Raw genomic sequence first — 20,823 nt, 5'->3', positions numbered from 1 at the left:
AGCGCCGGGTGGGCCGACCGGCCCCCCGGCGCTCGGGACCCGGCACCGACGCCGGGCACCGGGCCTCAGCCGAGGGCGCGTTCCAGGTCGGCCAGCAGGTCGTCGGCGGATTCGATGCCCACCGACAACCGCACCAGGTCGCCCGGGACCTCCAGCGGTGAGCCCGCCGCCGAGGCGTGCGTCATCCGGCCCGGGTGCTCGATCAACGACTCGACGCCACCGAGGGATTCGCCCAGGATGAAGAGTTCGGTCCGGTTGCACACCTTGACCGCGGCCTCCTCGCCGCCGTTCACCCGGAACGACACCATGCCGCCGAACGCCTTCATCTGCTTGACCGCGACATCGTGGCCCGGGTGTCCCGGCAGCCCGGGATACATCACCTCGGCCACGCGCGGGTGCCGCGAAAGCAGGTCCACGACCCGCTCCGCGTTGGCGCAGTGCCGGTCCATCCGCACGCCCAGCGTCTTGAGCCCGCGCAGCGTCAGCCATGCGTCGAACGGCGCGGGCACGGCGCCCATCGCGTTCTGGTGGAACGCCAACTCGGCGGCCAGGCCCGCGTCCTTGACCACGAGCGCGCCGCCGATCACGTCGGAGTGGCCGCCCATGTACTTCGTCGTGGAGTGCACCACGATGTCCGCGCCCAGGGTCAGCGGCTGCTGGAGGTAGGGCGAGGCGAAGGTGTTGTCGACCACCAACAGCGCGCCCGCGTCGTGCGCGACGGCCGCGAGGGCGGCGATGTCGGCGACGCCGAGCAGCGGGTTGCTCGGCGTCTCGCACCACACGATCCGGGTGACGCCGGGCCGGATGGCGGCCCGTACCGCGTCGAGGTCGCCGGCGTGCGCGGGGGTGTACTCGATTCCCCAGCGCGAGGCCACCTTCGCGAACAGTCGGAAGGTGCCGCCGTAGGCGTCGTCCGGGATCACCGCGTGGTCGCCCGGCGCGCACAGGGCGCGCAGCAGGCAGTCCTCGGCGGCCAGTCCGGAGGCGAAGGTCAGCGCCCTGGTGCCGTCCTCCAGGGCCGCGACGCACTCTTCGAGCGCGGTGCGGGTCGGGTTGCCGGAACGGCTGTACTCGTAGCCGCCGCGCAGCCCGCCGACGCCGTCCTGCTTGTAGGTGGACACCTGGTAGATCGGCGGAACCACGGCCCCGGTCAGCGGGTCGGGTTCCTGCCCGGCATGGATCGCCAGGGTCTCAAAGCCGTGCGATTGGGTCATGACCGGAAACGTTAGTCGCCCCGACGCGCTCCGGCGCGCATCCGGTCGATCCGACGGGACCGGGGGCAGGCGCCATGCCCAGCCCTGTCCGGCGGACGGCACCTAGGAGCGCAGCAGGCGGTCCAGCATCAGCCGGGCGGCCTGGGTCGCGCGGGTGCGCACATCGGCCATGTGCTCGGGGCCGGGGGCGCTGAAGTATGCGGACATCGCCACGGTGTCCTTCCGCAGGGTCACCACGACGTACGCGTACGGACTGCCGCCCGACTTCAGGTACATCAGGCCCTCCTCGGCGAACACCTCGTCGGCCTCGGCGAACGGGGGCTGCGGGGCGCCGGGGGTGTCCTTGGCCTGGGTGCCGTCGGTGTAGGTGCGGGTCGGGCAGCGGTCCTTGACCTGGCGCGCGTTCTGGACCTGATCGCGCGCGCCGCGCACGTCCTTGTGCACGATCGCGCTGGTGCTGCCGCTGGAGAGCGTGTTCGGCTGCGCGGCGTCGGACTGTTGGACCTGGCGCACCCACTGGCCGATGATGCTCGACGGCAGCGGCACGGTCTGCTGCGTACAGTCGGCGGCGTAGTCGGTCCAGGTCTCGCCGGCGAACTCGTAGGTGCTCTGCTTGACGAAGCCGCCGCCCCAGTCCTCGGGGGTCAGCGCCAGCGAACGGGCGAGCGTCTGCGCCTGCTCGGGGCTGCGGCTCGGCGGCGCGGTGGTGGCGGACGGCCGGGAGGTCGCGGTGGTGGACGCGGTCGTGCCCGGGCTCGCGCCCGGCCCCTTGGCCACGGGACTCGCATCGGTGGACGTCGCGTTCGGGACGACCGCGAACGGCCCGTCGCCGCTGTCGGCGCAACCCGCCAGCAGCAAAGCGCCCAGGAGCGGGCCGATCGCGCGGAGCATCGTTCGTCTCGTGCCGGATCCCGCGCGGATTGTGCCGGATCCCGCGCGGACTCTCGTGCCGTTCATCCGATGACTCCCCCGTGAGCGTGAACCCACATGATATTCACCGTGCTCGCGCGAGGTCGGCGCGATCGCGTCGGGTCAGCGCAGGTACACGGTGGTGCGGGCGACCATCTTGGCCAGCGCGTCGATCGCCTGGTTCTTGGCCGACTCGTAGGTCTTGTCGCCCCGGTCGACGACCGCCGCGGTGAGCACCATCTGGCCCTGCCGAGCCGTCACCCACACGTACTGGAACGGCGCGCCGCCGTGGCCGGAGATCCACTGGGCGCGGGCGACGTGTACCTCGTCGATGCCCTCCACGGTCAGGTCCAGGACCTGGATGCCGTTCAGCTTCTCGTCGCCGCCGAGCACCTGGTTCGGGCAGCGCCGGGCGTCGGCGAGGCCGGTCTGCATGTCGGTACGGGCCGCGAGGGTGGTGGAGTACACGGTCGCTGAGGACGTGGCGAGCGTCTTGCTGAGGTTGTCCACGCTCGGCTTGCCGTCGGGGATGTACACGTAGCGATCCATGGTCGCGAGCGCCCCGGGGGTGGTGCCCTGGAGCGCCTGCTTGCAGTCGGTGCCGGTGATCACCCGGTCCAGCGCGGTGTGTTCGTAGTTCTGCTCCTGGGGGACGTAGGCGTCGCCCCAGTCCTTGGGGACGAGCGCGACGGCGGAGACCACGGTCCGCGCCCGCTCGGTGGTCAGCGTGACATCGGCGCGGGGAGTCGTGGTGGGGCGCGGCGTGGCACTCGTGGTGTCCGGCTCCGGGGTGACCGGATCCGGGGTGACCGGATCCGGCGAAGGCGGCGGTGGCGGTTCCGGGGTCCGCGTCGAACTCTGGCTCGCGGTGGGTGAATCGCTCACCCCGAGGCCGAACGGTCCGCCCTTGGACGACCCACCCGAACACCCCGCCACGAGCATCCCGCTCACGAGCAGGGCCGCCGCCATCCCCACCTTGCGCATCATGGAACGCCCCGCCTCCCGAAACCCCAGCGTCGAGGTCCATTCAAGCGGGTGGCGCGAGCTCCCACACACGAACCCGAAGGATTGCGCGATTCCCGGGAAAGTCACGGGGAGTTCCCCAGACCTGGAGGGTGTGTTCGGCCGCCCGACGGGCCCACGCGCGCGGCCGTGCTCTTGTTCCGGGGCGGGGGACTGTGTCATATATGTCTAGACCAATTGCTCCTCGGTGATGATCGGTGGAGAGAGGCGTTGTGGCGCGACGGGTGGCACGGATCGGCTTGGCCGGCTTGGTCGTTGCGCTGGCGATGACCGGGTGTTCGGACGACGGGCGGGATACCACGCCGCCGCCGGTGCCGGTCGAGGTGAGCGCGCTCGCGTCGAGTTCGGTGTCGGTGCACGTGATGTGGCGGGCCGATCCGAGCGTGGCGGTGTTCGAGGTGTATCGCGGCGACGCCAAGGTGCTGGACGTCACGGGCGGGCGGCACATGGTGGACGTGGGCGGGCTGACGCCGGGGACCGCGTACACGTTCTCCGTGCGGGCCCGGGACCGGGCCGGGAACGTGTCGGCGGCGAGCCCGCAGGTGCCGGCCACGACGCCGTCCGTGGTCCAGGGCGAGCGGGTGCCGCCGACCGCGCCCGGGAATCTGCGCGGCCAGGCCCGGGGCAAGGACGGGGCGACACTGACGTGGGAGGCGGCCACGGACGACGTGGGGGTGACCGCGTACGACGTGTGGCAGGCCGGCGTACGGGTGCACAGCGTCGCCGCGGATCGCACCACGGCGGTGGTCACCGGCTTGCGCCCGGGCACCGAGTACGTGTTCACCGTCACCGCGCGCGACGCCGCCGACAACAAGTCGCCGGCCAGCAGCCCCGTCACGGTGGTCACCGAACAGGGCGCCGGCAACGGTCGCAACACCGCGCCGACCGACCTGCGCGCGATCCCCCGCACCGCGGCGGACGGCACCTACGTCGACCTGACCTGGACCCCGCCGGACGTGGACGGGGTGGTCGCGAGCTACGAGGTGTACCTGGACGGGCGGTTCCTGACCACGGTCCAGTGGGGCGCGGCGCCGCCGACGGAGACGGCGCGGTACAGCCTGCCGCTGGGCGATCGGCCGGCGGTCGGACACGTGCTGAAGATCCGGGGGCAGCTGCCGGACGGGACGTGGGGCGAGTTCTCGGCCGACCTGACCGTCACCGACGCACCGCCCGGCGCCGCGACGCCGGGCGGGCCGTGAGCGCCGCTCGGGCCGGGCATCGGCGGGTGCGGCGCGGCGGGTGCTCGGCTCAGCGGGACTTGGACGCCCGCAGACCGCGACCCGTCCTCGGCGCGCCCGTCGGGTTCTCCGGGACGGCCGGCATCGCCGAGCGCGGCGGGCGATTCGCGCGGGTCTTCGCGACCGGGCCGATCTCCCGGGTCAGCCAGCCGCATACGAGGTTGACTGCGTAGTTGAGCTCTGCCTTGTCGAGCGGGCGGCCCTGGGGGATGCCGTGCACTTCCTCCAGGCAGCCGCGGCAGCAGGTGGCCGTGGCGTGCTGCGCGACGAAGACCGGGTGGCCCCGGTACGGGGTCTGTCGGCCGTCCTTGCTCGGCTTGGCGGGGCCGAGGCGCCGGGCGATCACGTCGTACGCGTACCAGCGCACGCCGGACTCGCCCAGGGTCACGGCGACGGTGCGTTCCCGGCCGGGAAGATGGAACCGGGAACGGGAGGGAAGTTTGCCGATCGCGTCCAGGCGGGCATCGAGCGGCTCGGGCCTGGCGCCCTTGGAGGTCTTGGTCGTCATATCGCCTCCAACGGTAACCCGTTCGGCCCGGGCCGGGTGCTCGTCCGGCTCAGGCCAGGTGCTTGTGGAAGATCGTGGTGGAGCGCAGCACACCCGAGGCGTCCGCAGCGTAGGACGGGATGGCGCCCGACTCGATCCACCCGGCGCGCTTGTACAGCCGCTCCGCGCCGCTGCCGGTCTGGGTGTCCAGGGTGAGCAGACTGCGGCCGGACGCGGCGGCGAACTGCTCGGCGGTGGACAGGAGTTCGCGGGCGATGCCGTTGCCCCTGGCACGTCGGTGCACCAGCAGCTTGGAGATCGCGGCGCGGTGCCGACTGTTCGGCATGCCGGCGAAGCGGAGCTGGATGGTCCCGGTGACGCCCTCGTGGTCCGAGGTCGCCCACACGATGATCCGGTTGTTGCGTATCTCGACCGCCTGCGTCGCCCACCACTCGGCGGCCGCGTCGATCGGCAGCGGGGCGAGGAAGCCGACTCCGGCCCCGTCGTCCACCGCGTCCACGAGCAGCGCGGCCAGACCGGGGGTGTACGTGACGAGATCGATCGCGGAGAGCCGGACGGGCGTTGTCATACAACCATTCTCCCGCGCCGTTCGATCGACCCCCGACCAACCCCGCGCCCGATCGCCGGCGGTGTGCGGGGGGTGTGGCGGGTGAGGCCCGGGTGGCGCGAGCCGGCCGGTGCGGTCAGCGGGCCCGGTCGTACGTCTCCCGGTTGGCAAGCACCTCGTCCACGTGCGCCTCGGCCCAGTCCTGGACCGCCCGGTAGGTGTCGATCAGGCTTTCGCCGAGGCGGGTCAGCGTGTATTCGGTACGCGGCGGGACCTCGGCGAAGACCTCGCGGCGGATCAGCCCGTCGCGTTCGAGGTCGCGCAGGTTGGTGGTGAGCACCTTCGGGGTAATGCCCCGGACCCGAAGGCGCAGCTCGGTGAAGCGCAGCGTGCCGGCGGCCAGGTTGAGGATGATCAGCACGCTCCACCGCGAGCCGAGGCGGTCCAGGACGTGCCGGCTGCGGCAGTCCGGCGAGTCGGTCAGCAATCTCGCCGCGAGACCGGCCGCGCCATTGGTATCCATGAGGAAACAATAGCACTTCAAGGTGCTCGGTATCCGGTGGTAACAAATGGCTTGAGCTGCGGTGTTGGATGGTGTCGTAGCTCTTCCGCTTCCCGAGAACACGAGGACTTCATCATGGCCAGGATCGCCCTGTTCGGCGCCAACGGCGGTATCGGTGTGCACATCCTTCGCGAGGCCCTGGGCCGCGGGCACCACGTCACCGCGGTGGTGCGCGATCCGGCCCGGCTCGCCGGCGAGGAGCACGAGCGGCTCACGGTCGTCACCGGCGACGCCACCGACCCGGCGTCCGCGGCCTCGGTCGCGGCCGGGCACGACGCGCTGGTGAGCGCGATCGGCGGCGGGTACGTGGACGGCGTCGCGCACGCCGCGCTCGTGGTGGCCGCGGCGAAGGCGCTGACCGAGGGGCTGCGCTCGCTCGGCGACGCGGCGCCCGCGCGCGGCCTGTTCGTGGTCGGCGGCGCCGGCTCGCTGCGCACCCCCGGTGGCGACCGGGTGTGGGACGCGGAGGGCATCCCCGAGTTGGCGGTACAGATCATGCGCGGGCAGGGCGCGGCCCTGGACCACTACCGCACGGTGACCGACGTGACCTGGACCTACCTCTCCCCCGCCGCCGACATCGGCCCCGGCGAGCGCACCGGCGTCTACCGCACCGGCCGCGACGATTTGGTCGTGGACGCGGACGGGGTGAGCCGCATCTCGGTCGCCGACTACGCGGTCGCCCTCCTCGACGAGATCGAGACCCCGAAGCACACGGGCGAGCGCTTCACGGTGGCGTACTGACCCACGGCGCAGGCGGGGCCATCGGTCGACCGGTGGCCCCGCCGTCCCGAGACCCGTCCCGAGACCCGTCCCGAGACCCGGCCCGCCCCGGTGTCAGCCGTTCGGTGGACAGGCGGTGTACGTCGGTCGGTCGTCCTGTCCACCGACCCCCGGGCGGCAGGCTGATGCATGTCAGCGAGCGGGCCGGAACGGGCCGAAATCGGGGAGCCGGGAACCATGAGCATCGCCACCATCGCCTTCACGAAGAACACCACCACCACGGCCGGCACCTCCGCCCCCGCTCCGGTCGTCGAGGCCCCCAGGGGCCTGCCCGCCTGGTACTTCGCGATGGTGGGCGTGTCGGTCGGCGGCTGCGACGTGGCGCAGGGCTACCCGTCGCTGTGGGCGTATCTGATCCCGCTCGTGGTGGTGAACGTCGTCGTCTCGTTCACCGTGATGCGGGCGCGGATGAAGTTCTTCAAGGCGATGATGCGCAACAGCCACACCCGGATGCTCGCCCTGGCCCTGGTCGCCATCCGCTTCGGCCTGCGCCTGCTGATCCACCTGGTCGGCTTCGAACTCGCCGCGCAGACCGGCCACGTGGTCGTCGGCGTCGTGATGGGCCTGTTCGCCACGTTCGGCGCGATGATCGACCAGTGGCTGATCATCCGCGCCCTGAACCGCGCGAACACGAAGGCCGCCGCGCGGGTCGCGGGCTGACCTCAGTCCCGCTCCAGGAACCGCAACACCGCCGGCACGCCTCGGGGCCCGCGAAAGTCCGGCCGGCCCGAATCAGGCGAGCAAATCTGGATGGTTTATGTACAGTTTTTCCATGGCTCTCATGCACTCACCGCGGGAAATATCGGTCACCGATGCGACCCGGCGCGGTGTGGCCGGACTCGTGGCCGACGCGGAGCAGGGGTCCGAAGTCGTCGTGACCCGACATCACCATCCCGTGGCGGCGGTCGTGAGCATCGGCCGACTCACCGAGTTGGAAGCGGCCGAGGCGGACCTGCGCGATCTCGCGCTCGTGCTCGCCCGCGCCGCGACCGACAGCGGTCGGCGCACGTCCCTCGACAAGGTCCTGGCCGCATACGGACACACACGCGAATCATTGGCCGCCCTCCCCGACGCGGACGAGTGATCGATGCCCGACATCGTCTTCACCGACTCCGCGATCGACGATCTGCGCCGCATCGGTCCGGAAGCCGCGCCCAAGGTGCTGCGCAAGGTTCTCCTCCTGCTCACCGACCCGAAGGCCGGCCATCCGCTGGGAGGCGAACTCACCGGATATCGAAAGCTCGTGGTCGGCCGCAACACCTGGCGCATCGTGTATCGCATCACCGAGAACGGTGTGCTGGAGGTCTGTGAAATCCGGGCCATCGGCGCCCGAGCCGACGCCGAGGTGTGCACCGAGGCCGCCGCCCGAGTCGCCGCCGCCGACTCCACTCGTCCGGAAATGGTTCGGTTGGGCGAGATCGTCGAGCGTCTGGGACGCCTGATCGGCGCGGTGGCGGTCGATCCCACGCCGGTACGGGAGCCGGTGCCGGACTGGCTGGCCGAGCGGTTGATCCACACCGTGGGCCTGGCCCCCGCAGAGGCCGCGGCACTGGAACTGCCGGAAGCCGTGGATCGGTGGACCGAGTTCTGTATCCGACTCCGCGAAGCGTGCTCGCGACAGACATGCCGGCGCCCGGCGCGGGCTCCATTACGGGGCTCGGGCCGGGCGGCGGTGGCATGGGGAGCCGGCTTCAGACCAGGGCCGGTTCGCGGATTTCGGTGGGGGTTTCCGGGGTGGGCTCGGGAAGCCGGTTCTCCCTGGCCCGCTTCGGGAGGAGGAAGCCCAGGGCGAAGGCGACCGCGGTCAGGGCGAGGGCCAGGAGGGTGGTGCGGCGGATCGCGTCGAGCGAGGAGCGGATGTGGGTGTCCGCGCTCGCCTCGGCGACCGCGGCGGTCGCGGCCGGCGGCACCTGCAGGGTGCGGCAGCTCGCCGGGACGGTGTCCGGGTCGGTGGCGTTCTCCCGGTCGTCCAGGCAGGCCCGCAGGCCGGCCACGATCGACTCCTGCGTCCCGGTCGGCACGCCCGCCGCGCTCATTTCCGCGCGCAGCCTCGGCGCCGCCGACGTGTCGAAGTTGTGCGTGGCCTGGGCCCCGATCACCCCGAAGAACACCGTGCCCAGGACCGCGATGCCCAGCGAGGCGCCGAGCTGCTGCAGGGATTCCAACGCACCGGACGCCGAGCCGACCTCGTGATCCTCGACCTCGCCCATGATGATGTCGAAGACCGGGACGAAGATCATCCCCATCCCGAGGCCGAACACCGCCAGCGGGCCGAGCAGGTCGCCGCTGCCCAGATCCGTCTCGGCCTGCCTGAAGACCAGGTAGAGCCAGCCCGTCCCCGCCGCCATCACGGTCAGCCCGATGTGCAGGATGCGCCGACCCAGCTTGCCCATCACCGCACCGCTGAACCCGGACCCGAAGAACGCGCCGAGCGCCCACGCGCCCATGGTCAGGCTCGCCCGGGTCGGCGTGTACCCGAGGCTCATCTGCAGGAACAGCCCGATCGCCATCGAGATGCCGACGATCGCCCCGAAGAACACCATCACGAACCCGACGCCCGAGGCGTACGACCGGCGCCGGAACACCCCGAGCCGAATCAGCGGCACCCGACCGGCCGCCTGCCGCCGCAGCTGGTACACCGCGAACCCGGCGAGCACCGGCAACGACGCGCCGCACTCGATCAACGACCAGAGCGGCCAGCCCAGTTCGCGCCCCTGCACCAGCGGGTGCACCAGCATGAAGGTGCCGACCCCGGCGAGCACCATGCCGATCACGTCCAGCCGCCCGCCGGTCTCGCTCGGCGCCACTTTCGGCAACATCCGCCCGCCGACGAGCAGCACGAAGGCGCCCAGCGGGAGGTTGATCAGAAAGATCATCCGCCACCCGGTGCCGAACACGTCGCCGTCCACGAGCACACCCGCGACGATCGGCCCGAGCACCGTGGACAACCCGATCGCCGGGCCGAACACCGCGAACGCCCTGCCGAGTTCGGCCGGCGGGAACAGGTCCCGGAGCAGCCCGAACGTCTGCGGAATCATCAGCGCCCCGAACAACCCCTGGAGCACCCGCGCCACGATCAGCGTCTCCGGCGACCATGCGGCGGCGCAGGCCACCGACAGGGTGATGAAGCCGACCACGCCGACCATCAGCATGAACTTGCGGCCGTACATGTCGCCGAACCGCGCGCCGGTGAGCAGGCCGACCGCGAGGGCCAGCGTGTAGCCGGCCGCGATCCACTGGAGGCTGGAGTAGCCGCCGCCCAGGTCCCGGCGGATCGCCGGTGCCGCGACGCCCACCACGCTGGAGTCGAGCAGGTTCATCAAGGTGGCGGCCAACACCGCCAGCAGTCCGAGCCAACGCTGCCGGGTGCCGACGACGGGCCGGGAGGACGGGGACGACGGGGTGGCGAGGGTCTGCTCGCCGCTGATTTCCGGGCTCTTTTCCACGCCTCCGACACTAGGAGTCAAACAGGCAAGGTTCGTTCCTGTTCATCCCGCGCGGAGCCGGCAGACTTCGGCTCATGTTGGAAACCTCCGCGCGCCTGTTGCGCATGCTCTCGCTGATGCAGACGCGGCCCGACTGGACCGGCCCCGAACTCGCCGAACGGCTCGGCGTGAGCGGCCGCACGGTCCGCTACGACATCGAACGTCTGCGCAGTCTGGGCTATCCGGTCGACGCACGTCGAGGGGTGGTCGGCGGCTACCGGCTCGGCGCGGGCAAGGCGCTGCCGCCCCTGCTGCTCGACGACGAGGAGGCGGTCAGCGTCGTGGTCGGGCTGCGGATCGCCGCGGGCAGCGTGGTGGACGGCATGGACGAGGCGATGTTGCGCGCGCTCGGCAAACTCGACCAGGTGCTCCCGTCCCGGCTGCACCGCCGGGTCAAGGCGCTGCAGAAGTACACCGTGCCGGTGCGCGCGACCGGCCCGGCGGTGGACATGGACGTGATGACCGTACTCGCCGGCGCCTGCCGCGACCACGAGCAACTGCGCTTCCGCTACAGCTCGCACGACGGCAAGGAGTCCTCGCGTCGGGTCGAGCCCTATCGCCTCGTGCACCGGATGGGCCGCTGGTACCTGGTCGCGTGGGATCTGGAGCGCGCGGACTGGCGCACCTTCCGGCTGGACCGGATCACCCCGCGCCCGCCGCACGGACCGCGCTTCACCCCGCGCGAGTTGCCCGCCGACGGGGACGTGGCCGCCTTCGTCAACCAGGGCGTGCAGAACGCGCGCGGGCAGTACCGGGCTCGGGTCCTGGTGCACGCCCCGATCGGCACGGTCGCCGACCGGGTGCCGCCCGCCTTCGGCTCGTTCGCGGTGATCGACGACGAGACCTGCGTCTTCGAGACCAGCGCCCCCAGCATCGAGAGCCTGGCCGTCTACATCGGCCTGCTCGACGCCGACTTCGAAATCGAGGACCCGCCCGAACTGGTCGACCACATCCGAACCCTGGCCCGCCGCTACACGGCGGCCACCCCGACCACCGAGCCCGAGCCCGAGTCCGAGCGGGCCGAGGAAGCGCCCCGGGGCTGACCCGACGCGGACACGACAACGCCCCCGATCCCTTCGGCACGAGGGGATCGGGGGCGTCGGTTCGGGGTGCGTCAGACGGAGACCGGTTCGCGGTCCGGCGTCTTCTGGAGCGGGACGTGCGGCTTGGCCGGCTCGTCGGGGGCTTCCAGGTCACGCGGGTTGTTGTACATCTCCAGGTCGAGCGTCTTCTCCCGAGCGGAGACCAGGATCGGCACGACCACCTGACCGGCGACGTTCGTCGCGGTGCGCATCATGTCCAGGATCGGGTCGATCGCCAGGAGCAGGGCGACGCCGGCCAGCGGCAGGTTCACCGTGCTGAGCGTGAGGGTCAGCATGATGATCGCGCCGGTGAGACCGGCGGTGGCCGCCGAGCCGATCACCGAGACGAACGCGATCAGCAGGTATTCCTTGATGCCCAGGTTCACGCCGTAGACCTCGGCCACGAAGATCGCGGCGATCGCCGGGTAGATCGCGGCGCAACCGTCCATCTTGGTGGTGGCGCCGAACGGCACCGCGAAGGACGCGTAGTCCTTCGGCACGCCCAGGCGCTCGGTGACCTTCTGGGTGACCGGCATGGTGCCGACCGAGGAGCGGGAGACGAAGGCGAGCTGGATGGCCGGCCACGCGCCCTTGAAGTAGTTGAGCGGGTTGACCTTGCCGACCAGCCAGAGCAGCAGCGGGTAGACCACGAACATCACCAGCGCGCAACCGATGTAGATGTCGGCGGTGAACGTGCCCAGCGGCTTGATCAGGTCCCAGCCGTAGGTGGCGACCGAGGTGCCGATCAGGCCGAGCGTGCCCAGCGGGGACAGCTTGATGACCCACCACAGCGCCTTCTGGATGATCTCCAGGACCAGTTCGGCGCCCTTGACCAGCGGCTCGGCCTTCGCGCCGACCGACAGGATCGCGGAACCGAGCACGACCGCGAGGAACACGATCTGCAGGACCTTGACCTCGGAGAACGCGGTGACGATGTTGGTCGGGATGATGCCGGTGAGGAAGTCGAGCCAGTCGCCGTTGGTCTTCGGCGCCTTGCCCGGGTTGGTCGGCAGCTTGAAGCCGTCACCCGGGTTGGTGACCAGGCCGATGGTCAGGCCGATGGCAACCGCGATCAGCGACGTGATCAGGAACCACATCAGCGTGCGGGCGGCGAGCCTGGCCGCGTTGTTCACGTTGCGCAGGTTCACCACGCTGACCAGGATCGCGGTGAACACCAGCGGCGGTACGGCCAGCTTGAGCAGCTGGACGAAGATCGTGCCGATCTGGTCGAGCGTCTGGGTCAGCCACGAGACGCTGTACTCCTTGGCGATGAAGCCGAGGACCACACCGAGCACGAGGCCGGCGGCTATCTGCGCCCAAAAGGGCGTTCGCTTCAATGTCTTGAGGGAATCGACTGCTGATGACAAGGCAGGGCTCCTGAACGGGCACCGTGGGGGACGGAGGGTGGCGGTACGGAGCGGCCGTGAACCTGCGCATCAAAAGGCACCCGAGTGCCCGCAGGAAGAACTACGAGGAAGCGTTACTTCGCGCAGAACGGCCGCAAAAGGCCGACGTGCGGGCGGTCGGGACGACGAGCGTGAAGGCGTCGACCCGACAGGGGCACGGCAGCGGTCAGCCGCAACACAGCGCGGTGGCGCAACGGCCCAGGTCGACATGACGACGTGACACGAGCGGGAAACCCACCGCACCGTGCGTCATCTGCGTGTCGCCTGCACCGATCATGTGGCGAGGATAGCGACAGCAAACCGATAAACGCAAAGAATTACGGAACGGACACCGGTGGACACCGAGGGACACCGCCAGCCACACCTCGCTTACCCGACGTCCCAGGGCACGACGCGCCCGACCCGTCCCGGGCGCCCGGCACCCGGCGCCTCGACTAGGAAGCCTCCCGAGCACGCGGGGAGATCGCGCCCGTCGCCTCGTCCTCGGCGCGGTTGTCCTCGGCGATCCGGGCCTTGGCCGCCTGCACCCGGTTGTACAGGGCCTCGGACATGGCCTCGCGCTGCGCGTTGAGGAACCGGTAGCTGATCACCGCCGAAAGCCCCGCGGCGATGGCGATCGCAATGAAGACGTTGCCGCCGCCTTCCATGTCGAACAGGCTGAACACGCCCATGGCCGCCGCGAACAGCGCGGCGAAGATGCCGAGCCGGTAGAGCGAGTAACGCAGCGCGGGATTCGACATGGTCACCTTCGGTTCCACTGGCGGACGCGGTACGAGAGGCCGCGGGCGCGAGCCCGGGCCGCCACTACCAGTCAAGCATCCCCCATTTCGGACTCGGATCCCGACCCCGAATCGGCGACCCGTTCCGGCTCAGGGACCCAGCCCGTTGATGCCGTCCAGGATCATGCCCTCCCAATAGCTGCCCGGCTCGGCCCAGGCGAGCGGGTCCACCGACGACAGCAGGTCGACCGCGATCGACTCCCACACGTCGTGGATGCCGATCCCGAACCGCTCGCCCTGCCGGTGCATCCGGCCGATCACCCACATCGTGAAGGCGAGCGTGGACAGGTCGGTGTCGAGCGTGTCCAGGAACGGCTCGTCGCCACCGGTGTTCCAGCGCCGGACCACGCCGGTACGGCCGTCCACGAGCAGATCGCCGTCCTCGCTGACATAACCGAGCACCACCAGGTGCTCCGCGTCGGCCGGCGGCTCCGGCTCGTCGTCCCAGTCCGCCCGGCGCTCGGCGGCCAGCTCCGCGAGGGTCGGCAGCGGCTTGCCGTCGCTGCGCATGTCCAGATACGCCCACGCGTCGATCAGCCCGACGTCGAGCAGGAACCGTCGGGTCGGCTCGTGCGTGATCGCGGCCGGCAGCTGCCGCTCCTCGTAGCCGGAGAACTCGTTCTCGTAGACCAGGTCGAGCATCGCGGGCGTGATCCGCACCGCCAGGCCCTCCCCGGGCAGCGCTGCGCGGCGCAGTTGCCACAGCGCGAAGGAGGTGTGCCAGAACGAGTGCCCCGGGTTCAGCTCGGGTTCGGTCTCGCCGAGCAGGTCGATCAGTTCCTCGGCGGTGCGCACCGGGCCACGGCCGGGGCGGATCGCCTCGACCAGGGCACAGTTGCGCACCAGCGTGGACACGTCGAGGGACATCAGGGCCGGATCGCCGTACCGCTCCTCGGCGAACACCCGGCCGGTCGCGCCGTCGAGCAGCACCGCCTGGTCGGCCGTGCGCAGCGAGCCGTAGGCGCCGAGCACGATGCGCCCGTCCCGGCCGGGGTCGGGCGCGGCGTCGGGCGCGAAGGTGATCAGCGCCGCCCGGCGGGGCAGGCCGACCTCGGCCAGGAAGCGCCGGGTGGGCTCGTGGGCGATCCGGGGCAGGTCGCATCGGAGCACCTCGTCGGGCCCGAACCACTCCTCGACGTCGCGCCGGGTGATCGCGATCCGCAACGCGTCAGCCATACAGCAGTCCTCCCGCCTCGTCGTCGAACACGTTCGGCCAGTACGCGGCCGGCCCGCGGACCGCGATCGGGTCCACGGTGCCCAGCACGGCGGTCAGGATCGCGGCCAAGCCGTCGTAGTCGTGGGTGATCGCGAACTCGCGGTCGTACGCCCGCACCCGCGCGATCAGCCACTGGGCGAAGGCGAGCGTGGACAGGTCCGCGGCGATCGGGAACAGTTCCGGTTCGTCGTCGCGATACCAGCCGTGCACCCGGCCGTCGTCGGCGTCCAGAAGCAGGTCGACGCGCGAGCCGACCACGTCCACGCCGCCGAGCCGCACCAGCCGCGCCGCGTTCGGCGGATCCCGATAGCCGTGGGGGTCGAAGGCATCGAGCGCCGCGACCGACAGCGGGCGATCCGGGTCCGGGCGCACCGGCGACGCGTCGACCAACCCGACGTCGCGGAGAAAGCGCCGGGACGGCGCGTGGGAGTCGAGCACGTCGGGGATGTTCCCCGAGGGGATCCGCACCACCCGCTCCGGCCCGAGGTCGGTGGCCAACCTCTCGTGCGTGAGCCCGAGCCGCAGCCCGCCTCGACCCGGCCCGGGCGCGTGCAGCAGCGGCCACACCAGCAGCGCCGCCCGCCAGAAGGCACACACGTCGGGATCGCTCGCCAGGACCCCGGGCTCGTACTCACGCACCCGCCCGAGCGCCGCACGCGCCGCTCGCTCCGGATCCCACGGCCCTCCGGCATGGGTGCGCAACGCCCGGACCTCGCCCAGCAGTCGCCCGAACGTGTCCAGGCCGCCGGCCAACAGCTCCGAGTCGCCCAGGTGCGAGTACACCCGCCCGGTCGCCGGGTCGAGCAGGATCACCCTCGGGGCGAGCCACCCGAATTCGCCCAGCACGAGCATCCCGTCACCGTGCTCGCGCGGCTCGGGATACAGCCGCAGCAGCGCGGCCTCGGCGACGGGGCCGAACCCGCGCACGAACGCCGCCGCGTCCGTGCGCGCACCGTCCCGCATCGCCCCGGCTCCCCCGTCGCCGATCGTCCTCGACCGCGTCGGATCAGAGCTTCATCGGCTGCGGCGTGTCGCGCCGGGCCGGGTCCGGGCCCTCGTACTCGCGCAGCGTCTCGTAGCGCGTGTTGCGCTCCACCGGGCGAAAGCCCGCGTCCCGGATCAGTTCGAGCAGGTCGTCGCGGGTCATCTTGTTCGGCGTGCCGAAGTCGTCGGCGTCGTGGGTGATCTTGTACTCCACCACCGAGCCGTCGAGGTCGTCCGCGCCGTGGTTGAGCGCGAGTTGCGCGGTGGCCAGGCCGTGCATCACCCAGAAGCACTTCACGTGCGGGACGTTGTCGAACATCAGCCGCGAGACCGCGAACACCTTCAGCGCCTCGGCGCCGGTGGCCATCGTGGTCCGGGCCTGGAGCCGGTTGCGGACGATGCCGTCCTTGCTGTCGTGGAAGTCGTGCTGGTAGCGCAGCGGGATGAAGACCTGGAACCCGCCGGTCTCGTCCTGGAGTTCGCGCAGCCGGATCACGTGGTCGACCCGGTGCCTCGGCTCCTCGATGTGGCCGTAGAGCATCGTGCAGGGGGTCTTGAGGCCCTTCGAGTGGGCGAGTCGGTGGATCCGCGACCAGTCCTCCCAGTGGGTGTCGTGGTCGACGATGTGCTGCCGGACCTCCCAGTCGAAGATCTCCGCGCCGCCGCCGGTCAGCGACTCCAGGCCCGCGTCCATCAGCTCGTCGAGGATGTCCGAGGCGGACAGGCCGGAGATCTTCTCGAACCAGTGGATCTCGGTCGCGGTGAACGCCTTGAGCGCGACGTTCGGCAGCACCTCCTTGAGCGCGCTGAGCGACCTCGGGTAGTAGCGCCACGGCAGGGTCGGGTGCAGGCCGTTGACGATGTGCAGTTCGGTGATCCCGTCCGGCTCCATCTCCTTCGCGAGCCGCACGGCCTCCTCGATGCGCATCGTGTACGCGTCCTTTTCGCCCGGCTTGCGCTGGAACGAGCAGTAGGCGCACGACGCGTTGCACACGTTGGTCATGTTGAGGTGGCGGTTGACGTTGAAGTGCACCTTGTCGGCGTTCTTCACCGTGCGCACGTGGTGCGCGAGCCCGCCGAGCCACGCCAGGTCGTCGCTCGCGTAGAGCGCGATGCCGTCCTCACGGCTCAGGCGCTCCCCGGCGAAAACCTTGTCCTCGATCTCCCTGCGCAGGCCCGCGTCCATGCGTGAGTACTCCCTCTTGGTCTTCTTGTCCGCCGCTGCGCGGCTTGTACGAGGTTACGCCCGGCACCGGAGGTGCCCACTCAGGCCATCACCTCGGCGTAGAGCGCGGGGTCGACGTTGCCGCCGCTGACCACGGCGACGTGTTCGCGTCCGGCCGGGAGCACGTCCTTGCGGAAGAGGTAGCCCGCGGTGGCCACCGCGCCGGCGGGTTCGGCGACCAGGCGGGCGCGCAGGCCCAGGAAGCGCATCGCCTCGCGGATCTGGTCCTCGGTGACGGTGACGATGTCGTCCACGTACGCCTGGATGTGCACGAACGGCAGCACGCCGACGGACGTGGTGCGCAGGCCGTCGGCGATGGTGCGGTAGGTCTGCGTGGTGGACCACGTGGTGCGCACGCCGGTACGGAAGGACTCGGCGGCGTCGGCGGCCAGTTCGGGCTCGACGCCGATCACCTTGGTGTGCGGGCTGGTCAGCTTGACCGCGGCGGCGATGCCGGAGATCAGGCCGCCGCCGCTGACCGGGACGAGCACGGTGTCGACGGTGGGCAGGTCCTCGGTGATCTCCAGGCCGGTGGTGCCCTGGCCGGCGATGATCCGCGCGTCGTCGTAGGGCGGTACGAACGCGTAGCCGTGCTCCTCGGCCAGCTCCCCGGCGGCGGTGTCGCGCCGCTCCGGGGTGACGATCACCACCTCGGCGCCCAGCGCGTGGGTGGCGTCGATCTTGACCTGCGGGGTGGTGTCCGGCATCACGATCACCGCCTTGGCGCCGAACAGGCGGGCCGCGTAGGCCACCGCCTGCGCGTGGTTGCCGCTGGAGTGTGCGACGACCCCGCGCGAGCGTTCGGCGTCGGTCAGCGCCGCGATCGCGTTGTACGCGCCGCGGATCTTGAACGCGCCGATCGGCTGCAGGCTCTCCGGCTTGAGCCACAGCGGCCGGTCGGCGTCGCCGTGCAGGGACGGCAGCAGGGGGGTGCGTACGGCCGTGCCCGCGATGCGCTTCCGTGCGGCCCGGAGGTCTTCGAGTGTCACCGGATTCGTCATGTCCGCCACTCTACGAGGGCACGTCGACGACCACTCGGACGCCGGTCGGGGTGCGCCTATTCGCTGGGTTCGGGCAGTTCGGCGGCGCGGTACTCCCATTTGGTGGAGAGCACCACGGTGGTTCGGGTGCGGGCCACGCCGCGCGTGCCGGACAGGCGCCGGACCACGTTCTCCAGGCCCTCCATGTCCGAGACCCGGACCTTGAGCATGAAGGAGTCGTCGCCGGCGATGAACCAGCAGTCCTCGATCTCGTCCAGGTCGCGCAGTCGGCGGCTGACGTCGTCGTGGTCGGCCGCGTCGGAGAGCTGGATCCCGATCAGCGCGGTCACGCCCAGGCCGAGCGAGACCGGGTCGACCGAGGCGCGGTAGCCGGTGATCACGCCGGCTTGTTCGAGGCGGTTGATGCGATCGGTGACGCTCGGTCCGGACAGGCCCACCAGTCGGCCCAGTTCGGCGTACGAGGCCCGTCCGTTGCCGCGCAGCGCCTGGATCAGCTTGCGGTCGACGGCATCCATGTCCGTTTCCTCCAGGTATTCGATGGTGTCCACCGGGGGTCCGCCAGGGGACTACGACATGACGCAGGCACAAACCCCCGTCATGCCTGTAATTCATTGGACGCCTTCGATTCTAACCCTTAGAATCAAAGGCATCAGAAGCCACAAGCCTCTGATGACGATTCGTTGGGAGACGACACCGTGTACACCCTGGAGATGGCCCGCGCCCATATGCAGGAACTGCATGAGATCGCGGAACGCTCACGAGCCACCCAGCCGTCGAGCACGCTCAAGCGTGTGAAGCGTCTGGTCGGCCGCCGCAAGACCGGTCGCTGATCACCTCGGCAGATCCGGCACGACCCGCCAAGGCTCCCGTTCTCACGGGGGCCTTTTTGGTTGTGGGAAGAGCTGTGGATGTCGGAAGAGCCGTGGTTGCGGGGTCGGGCTCATCCGGTCGCCTCGCGTCTGGCGCCGCCGAGTTCGCCGTCCCAGCGCCGGTACAGGTCGTGGTGGACGCCGAGCACGTCCAGCACCTTGCCCGCGACGAAGTCGACCAGGCGCTGGACGTCCTGCGCACCCGCGTAGAAGGCCGGCGAGGCCGGCAGGATCACCGCGCCGGCGTCGTCGAGGCGGACCAGGTGGCGCAGCGTGGTACCGGTCAGCGGGGTCTCACGCGGCACCACCACGAGCGGACGGCGCTCCTTGAGCGTGACGTCGGCGGCGCGCTGGAGCAGGTCCTTGGACAGGCCGATGGCGATGCCCGCGACCGAGGCGGTGCTGGCCGGGACCACGACCATGCCCTTGGCCGGGTACGAACCGCTCGCCGGTCCCGCGCCCAAGTCGCCGGCCGACCAGTAGCGGACCCGGTCGAGCGCGGCCTCGTCGAGCTTGGTCCACGCGGTGAGATCGTCGCGCCAGTGCGCGTCCCGGAACGCGATGCCGGTCTCGTCGAGCAGGGTCAACCGGGCGGCCCGGCTGACCACGAGGTCCACCGCCTCCCCGGCGTCGAGCAGCGCGCGCAGCACCGCGGCGGCGTACGGCGTACCCGAGGCTCCCGACACACCGACGAGCCACGGACGTCGTTCTCCCCTATTGCTGTGCTCCGCGTCCATGCCCCCATTGTCGCGTCGCGGGGTCGGCGACTCCCGCAGGGGAGGGGTGTGGCTCGCGCCGTTCGGCCCCGACGCGCCACCCGTGGCGCAATCGGGTGGACAACGCTGCCTACCATGCGGGTAGGCATCCTTCGTGATGCCATCGATCGTTCCTCGACCGGGAGTTCAACTGTGCGTCCGATCCGGATATCCGCCGCGGCCCTGACCGTTCCGCTTGTCCTGCTCGCCGCCGGTTGTGGCGAGTCGTCCTCGGAAGACCCCTTCGAGTCCGTTGCCGCCGGCGGCAACGCCCTCGATCCGAAGGGTCCCTCGAACGAGGGCCTGAGCGTGGAAGCGTTGTCCAAGCAGGCCGAGAACGGCTACAAGGACCTCACGAACCTGCACATCGAGGGAACCGGGAAGATCTACGACGCGCCGGTCGGCGTGGACCTGCGCATCGGTACCGAGAACCGGGCCGAGGGCAAGGTGACCATCCAGGGCAAGGCGCTCGACCTGATCGCGGTCGACAAGGCGTTCTACGTCCGGCTCGCGCCCGGCACCATCCAGACCGTCGTCGACCTGGGCAAGCGGGCCGAGGCGGCATCCCCGTCCGGCAAGTCGGGTTCCTCCTCCCGTGGCGACAAGGACCTGGGGGGACAATTCGACACGATGTTCACCGAGGCCGCCAAGCTCGTCGAGGGCAAATATGTCAAGTTCGGCGACACCGACGCGAGCAAGTTCGGCCAGGACCTGCTGAAGGGCGGCGGCACTCCGTCGCTCGACAACCTCTTCGGCTCGAAGCCGGGCTCCGGTTCGCTGTTCGGCTCGGACTCCGATTCGGATTCCGACTCGTCCGACCCGACCGACAAGCCCAAGCTGACCAAGGGCCCGATCACCGACATCAACGGGGTCAAGACGATCCCGCTGATCGCGAAGGACGCGGACGGCGCGGTCACCACGATCTACGTGGCGGCCAACGGCACGCCGTTCCCGGTGCGGGTGACCGCCGACGACAAGGGCGACGGCACCAACGAGGTGACCGTCGACCTCAAGTACTCCAAGCTCTCCGGCGGCGTCTCGCCCAAGGCGCCCCCGGCCGGTGAGACGATCGACCTGAACGGCCTGCTGAAGTCCTTCGGCGGTGGCCTGTTCGGCGACGACAAGGCCGCCTGAACCCCGGCCCGTTCGATCCCGCGCGATCCCGGCGCGAACGCACTTCCTCGGCCGTCCCGCATCGTGCGGGGCGGCCGAGTCGCGTTCGGGGTCGGGAGTCGTACGC

Annotated in this window: 22 protein-coding genes and 1 pseudogene; 8 read left to right on the top strand and 15 right to left on the bottom strand. The window is 70.7% G+C overall.

Going from position 1 to position 20,823, the window contains the following annotated elements; genetic code table 11:
- Positions 1-65: 65 nt before the first annotated feature.
- The 3 genes from ACWGR4_RS12435 to ACWGR4_RS12425 all read right to left on the bottom strand — a co-directional run bounded on the left by ACWGR4_RS12435 (position 66) and on the right by ACWGR4_RS12425 (position 3,110).
- A complete protein-coding gene (locus ACWGR4_RS12435) occupies positions 66-1,214 on the bottom strand; it encodes a cystathionine gamma-synthase (RefSeq protein ID WP_379999567.1) in 1,149 nt (382 codons plus the stop codon).
- 102 nt (positions 1,215-1,316) lie between these two features.
- Entirely contained in the window at positions 1,317-2,105 is a 789-nt protein-coding gene (locus tag ACWGR4_RS12430; RefSeq protein ID WP_452131968.1) for a hypothetical protein, read from the bottom strand.
- Between the two features lie 141 nt (positions 2,106-2,246).
- Positions 2,247-3,110: a hypothetical protein gene (locus ACWGR4_RS12425; protein WP_452131967.1), complete on the bottom strand. Its 864-nt coding sequence runs from the start codon at positions 3,108-3,110 to the stop codon at positions 2,247-2,249.
- Positions 3,111-3,370: 260 nt separating this feature from the next.
- Between ACWGR4_RS12425 and ACWGR4_RS12420 the strand changes: the two genes are divergently transcribed.
- Positions 3,371-4,345 (top strand): fibronectin type III domain-containing protein, encoded by a 975-nt coding sequence (locus ACWGR4_RS12420; RefSeq protein WP_379999561.1) that lies wholly within the window; start codon positions 3,371-3,373, stop codon positions 4,343-4,345.
- 49 nt (positions 4,346-4,394) lie between these two features.
- Here the strand turns inward: ACWGR4_RS12420 and ACWGR4_RS12415 are convergent, their stop codons facing one another.
- The 3 genes from ACWGR4_RS12415 to ACWGR4_RS12405 all read right to left on the bottom strand — a co-directional run bounded on the left by ACWGR4_RS12415 (position 4,395) and on the right by ACWGR4_RS12405 (position 5,962).
- Positions 4,395-4,892 (bottom strand): DUF4186 domain-containing protein, encoded by a 498-nt coding sequence (locus ACWGR4_RS12415; RefSeq protein WP_379999559.1) that lies wholly within the window; start codon positions 4,890-4,892, stop codon positions 4,395-4,397.
- A 49-nt stretch (positions 4,893-4,941) separates the two neighbouring features.
- On the bottom strand, positions 4,942-5,460 hold the full coding sequence (locus tag ACWGR4_RS12410) for a GNAT family N-acetyltransferase (protein WP_452131966.1): 519 nt from the start codon (positions 5,458-5,460) through the stop codon (positions 4,942-4,944).
- A gap of 115 nt (positions 5,461-5,575) precedes the next feature.
- Positions 5,576-5,962: a winged helix-turn-helix transcriptional regulator gene (locus tag ACWGR4_RS12405; RefSeq protein ID WP_379999556.1), complete on the bottom strand. Its 387-nt coding sequence runs from the start codon at positions 5,960-5,962 to the stop codon at positions 5,576-5,578.
- Between the two features lie 114 nt (positions 5,963-6,076).
- Between ACWGR4_RS12405 and ACWGR4_RS12400 the strand changes: the two genes are divergently transcribed.
- The 4 genes and pseudogenes from ACWGR4_RS12400 to ACWGR4_RS12385 form a co-directional block, all read left to right on the top strand.
- Positions 6,077-6,742 (top strand): NAD(P)-dependent oxidoreductase, encoded by a 666-nt coding sequence (locus ACWGR4_RS12400; protein ID WP_452131965.1) that lies wholly within the window; start codon positions 6,077-6,079, stop codon positions 6,740-6,742.
- Positions 6,743-6,958: 216 nt separating this feature from the next.
- The gene (locus tag ACWGR4_RS12395) at positions 6,959-7,441 is read left to right on the top strand and encodes a hypothetical protein (RefSeq protein ID WP_452131964.1); all 483 of its coding nucleotides are present in this window, start codon (positions 6,959-6,961) and stop codon (positions 7,439-7,441) included.
- Between the two features lie 112 nt (positions 7,442-7,553).
- Positions 7,554-7,865 (top strand): type II toxin-antitoxin system Phd/YefM family antitoxin, encoded by a 312-nt coding sequence (locus ACWGR4_RS12390; protein WP_452131963.1) that lies wholly within the window; start codon positions 7,554-7,556, stop codon positions 7,863-7,865.
- 3 nt (positions 7,866-7,868) lie between these two features.
- Positions 7,869-8,036, top strand: a pseudogene (locus ACWGR4_RS12385) (type II toxin-antitoxin system RelE/ParE family toxin); the annotation flags it as partial.
- Between the two features lie 436 nt (positions 8,037-8,472).
- Here ACWGR4_RS12385 and ACWGR4_RS12380 read toward each other — a convergent pair.
- Complete coding sequence (locus ACWGR4_RS12380; protein ID WP_452131962.1) at positions 8,473-10,227, bottom strand: MFS transporter; 1,755 nt, start codon at positions 10,225-10,227, stop codon at positions 8,473-8,475.
- A gap of 74 nt (positions 10,228-10,301) precedes the next feature.
- Here ACWGR4_RS12380 and ACWGR4_RS12375 point away from each other — a divergent pair, with 74 nt between their 5' ends.
- Positions 10,302-11,309 carry a helix-turn-helix transcriptional regulator gene (locus ACWGR4_RS12375; protein WP_452131961.1) on the top strand — a complete coding sequence of 336 codons (1,008 nt, stop codon included), beginning with the start codon at positions 10,302-10,304 and terminating at the stop codon, positions 11,307-11,309.
- Positions 11,310-11,380: 71 nt separating this feature from the next.
- Here the strand turns inward: ACWGR4_RS12375 and ACWGR4_RS12370 are convergent, their stop codons facing one another.
- From ACWGR4_RS12370 to ACWGR4_RS12340, 7 genes are all read right to left on the bottom strand, one after another.
- The gene (locus ACWGR4_RS12370) at positions 11,381-12,685 is read right to left on the bottom strand and encodes a dicarboxylate/amino acid:cation symporter (RefSeq protein WP_379999542.1); all 1,305 of its coding nucleotides are present in this window, start codon (positions 12,683-12,685) and stop codon (positions 11,381-11,383) included.
- Between the two features lie 503 nt (positions 12,686-13,188).
- On the bottom strand, positions 13,189-13,494 hold the full coding sequence (locus ACWGR4_RS12365; RefSeq protein ID WP_380000022.1) for a DUF4229 domain-containing protein: 306 nt from the start codon (positions 13,492-13,494) through the stop codon (positions 13,189-13,191).
- A gap of 129 nt (positions 13,495-13,623) precedes the next feature.
- Complete coding sequence (locus ACWGR4_RS12360) at positions 13,624-14,709, bottom strand: SUKH-4 family immunity protein (protein WP_379999540.1); 1,086 nt, start codon at positions 14,707-14,709, stop codon at positions 13,624-13,626.
- Positions 14,702-15,712 (bottom strand): SUKH-4 family immunity protein, encoded by a 1,011-nt coding sequence (locus ACWGR4_RS12355; RefSeq protein WP_452131960.1) that lies wholly within the window; start codon positions 15,710-15,712, stop codon positions 14,702-14,704. The genes ACWGR4_RS12360 and ACWGR4_RS12355 overlap by 8 nt, the downstream gene beginning before the upstream one ends.
- A gap of 43 nt (positions 15,713-15,755) precedes the next feature.
- Entirely contained in the window at positions 15,756-16,919 is a 1,164-nt protein-coding gene (gene mqnE, locus ACWGR4_RS12350) for an aminofutalosine synthase MqnE (RefSeq protein WP_379999536.1), read from the bottom strand.
- A gap of 80 nt (positions 16,920-16,999) precedes the next feature.
- Positions 17,000-17,959, bottom strand: a complete 960-nt coding sequence (locus tag ACWGR4_RS12345) for a threonine ammonia-lyase (RefSeq protein WP_379999534.1) — start codon at positions 17,957-17,959, stop codon at positions 17,000-17,002.
- A 56-nt stretch (positions 17,960-18,015) separates the two neighbouring features.
- Positions 18,016-18,474, bottom strand: coding sequence for an Lrp/AsnC family transcriptional regulator (locus ACWGR4_RS12340; protein ID WP_380000020.1), 459 nt, complete (start codon positions 18,472-18,474; stop codon positions 18,016-18,018).
- Between the two features lie 180 nt (positions 18,475-18,654).
- Here ACWGR4_RS12340 and ACWGR4_RS12335 point away from each other — a divergent pair, with 180 nt between their 5' ends.
- Positions 18,655-18,789: a hypothetical protein gene (locus ACWGR4_RS12335; RefSeq protein ID WP_281290559.1), complete on the top strand. Its 135-nt coding sequence runs from the start codon at positions 18,655-18,657 to the stop codon at positions 18,787-18,789.
- Positions 18,790-18,899: 110 nt separating this feature from the next.
- On the opposite strand, the gene ACWGR4_RS12330 is transcribed toward ACWGR4_RS12335, so the two are convergent.
- Complete coding sequence (locus ACWGR4_RS12330; protein ID WP_379999532.1) at positions 18,900-19,565, bottom strand: UbiX family flavin prenyltransferase; 666 nt, start codon at positions 19,563-19,565, stop codon at positions 18,900-18,902.
- 171 nt (positions 19,566-19,736) lie between these two features.
- Here ACWGR4_RS12330 and ACWGR4_RS12325 point away from each other — a divergent pair, with 171 nt between their 5' ends.
- A complete protein-coding gene (locus tag ACWGR4_RS12325) occupies positions 19,737-20,717 on the top strand; it encodes a hypothetical protein (RefSeq protein ID WP_452131959.1) in 981 nt (326 codons plus the stop codon).
- Positions 20,718-20,823 lie beyond the last annotated feature (106 nt).

It is taken from the genome of Embleya sp. NPDC055664 (assembly GCF_053618075.1).
The sequence above is the reverse complement of the archived record's forward strand: the minus strand, read 5'-3'. Positions and strand labels throughout refer to the sequence as shown.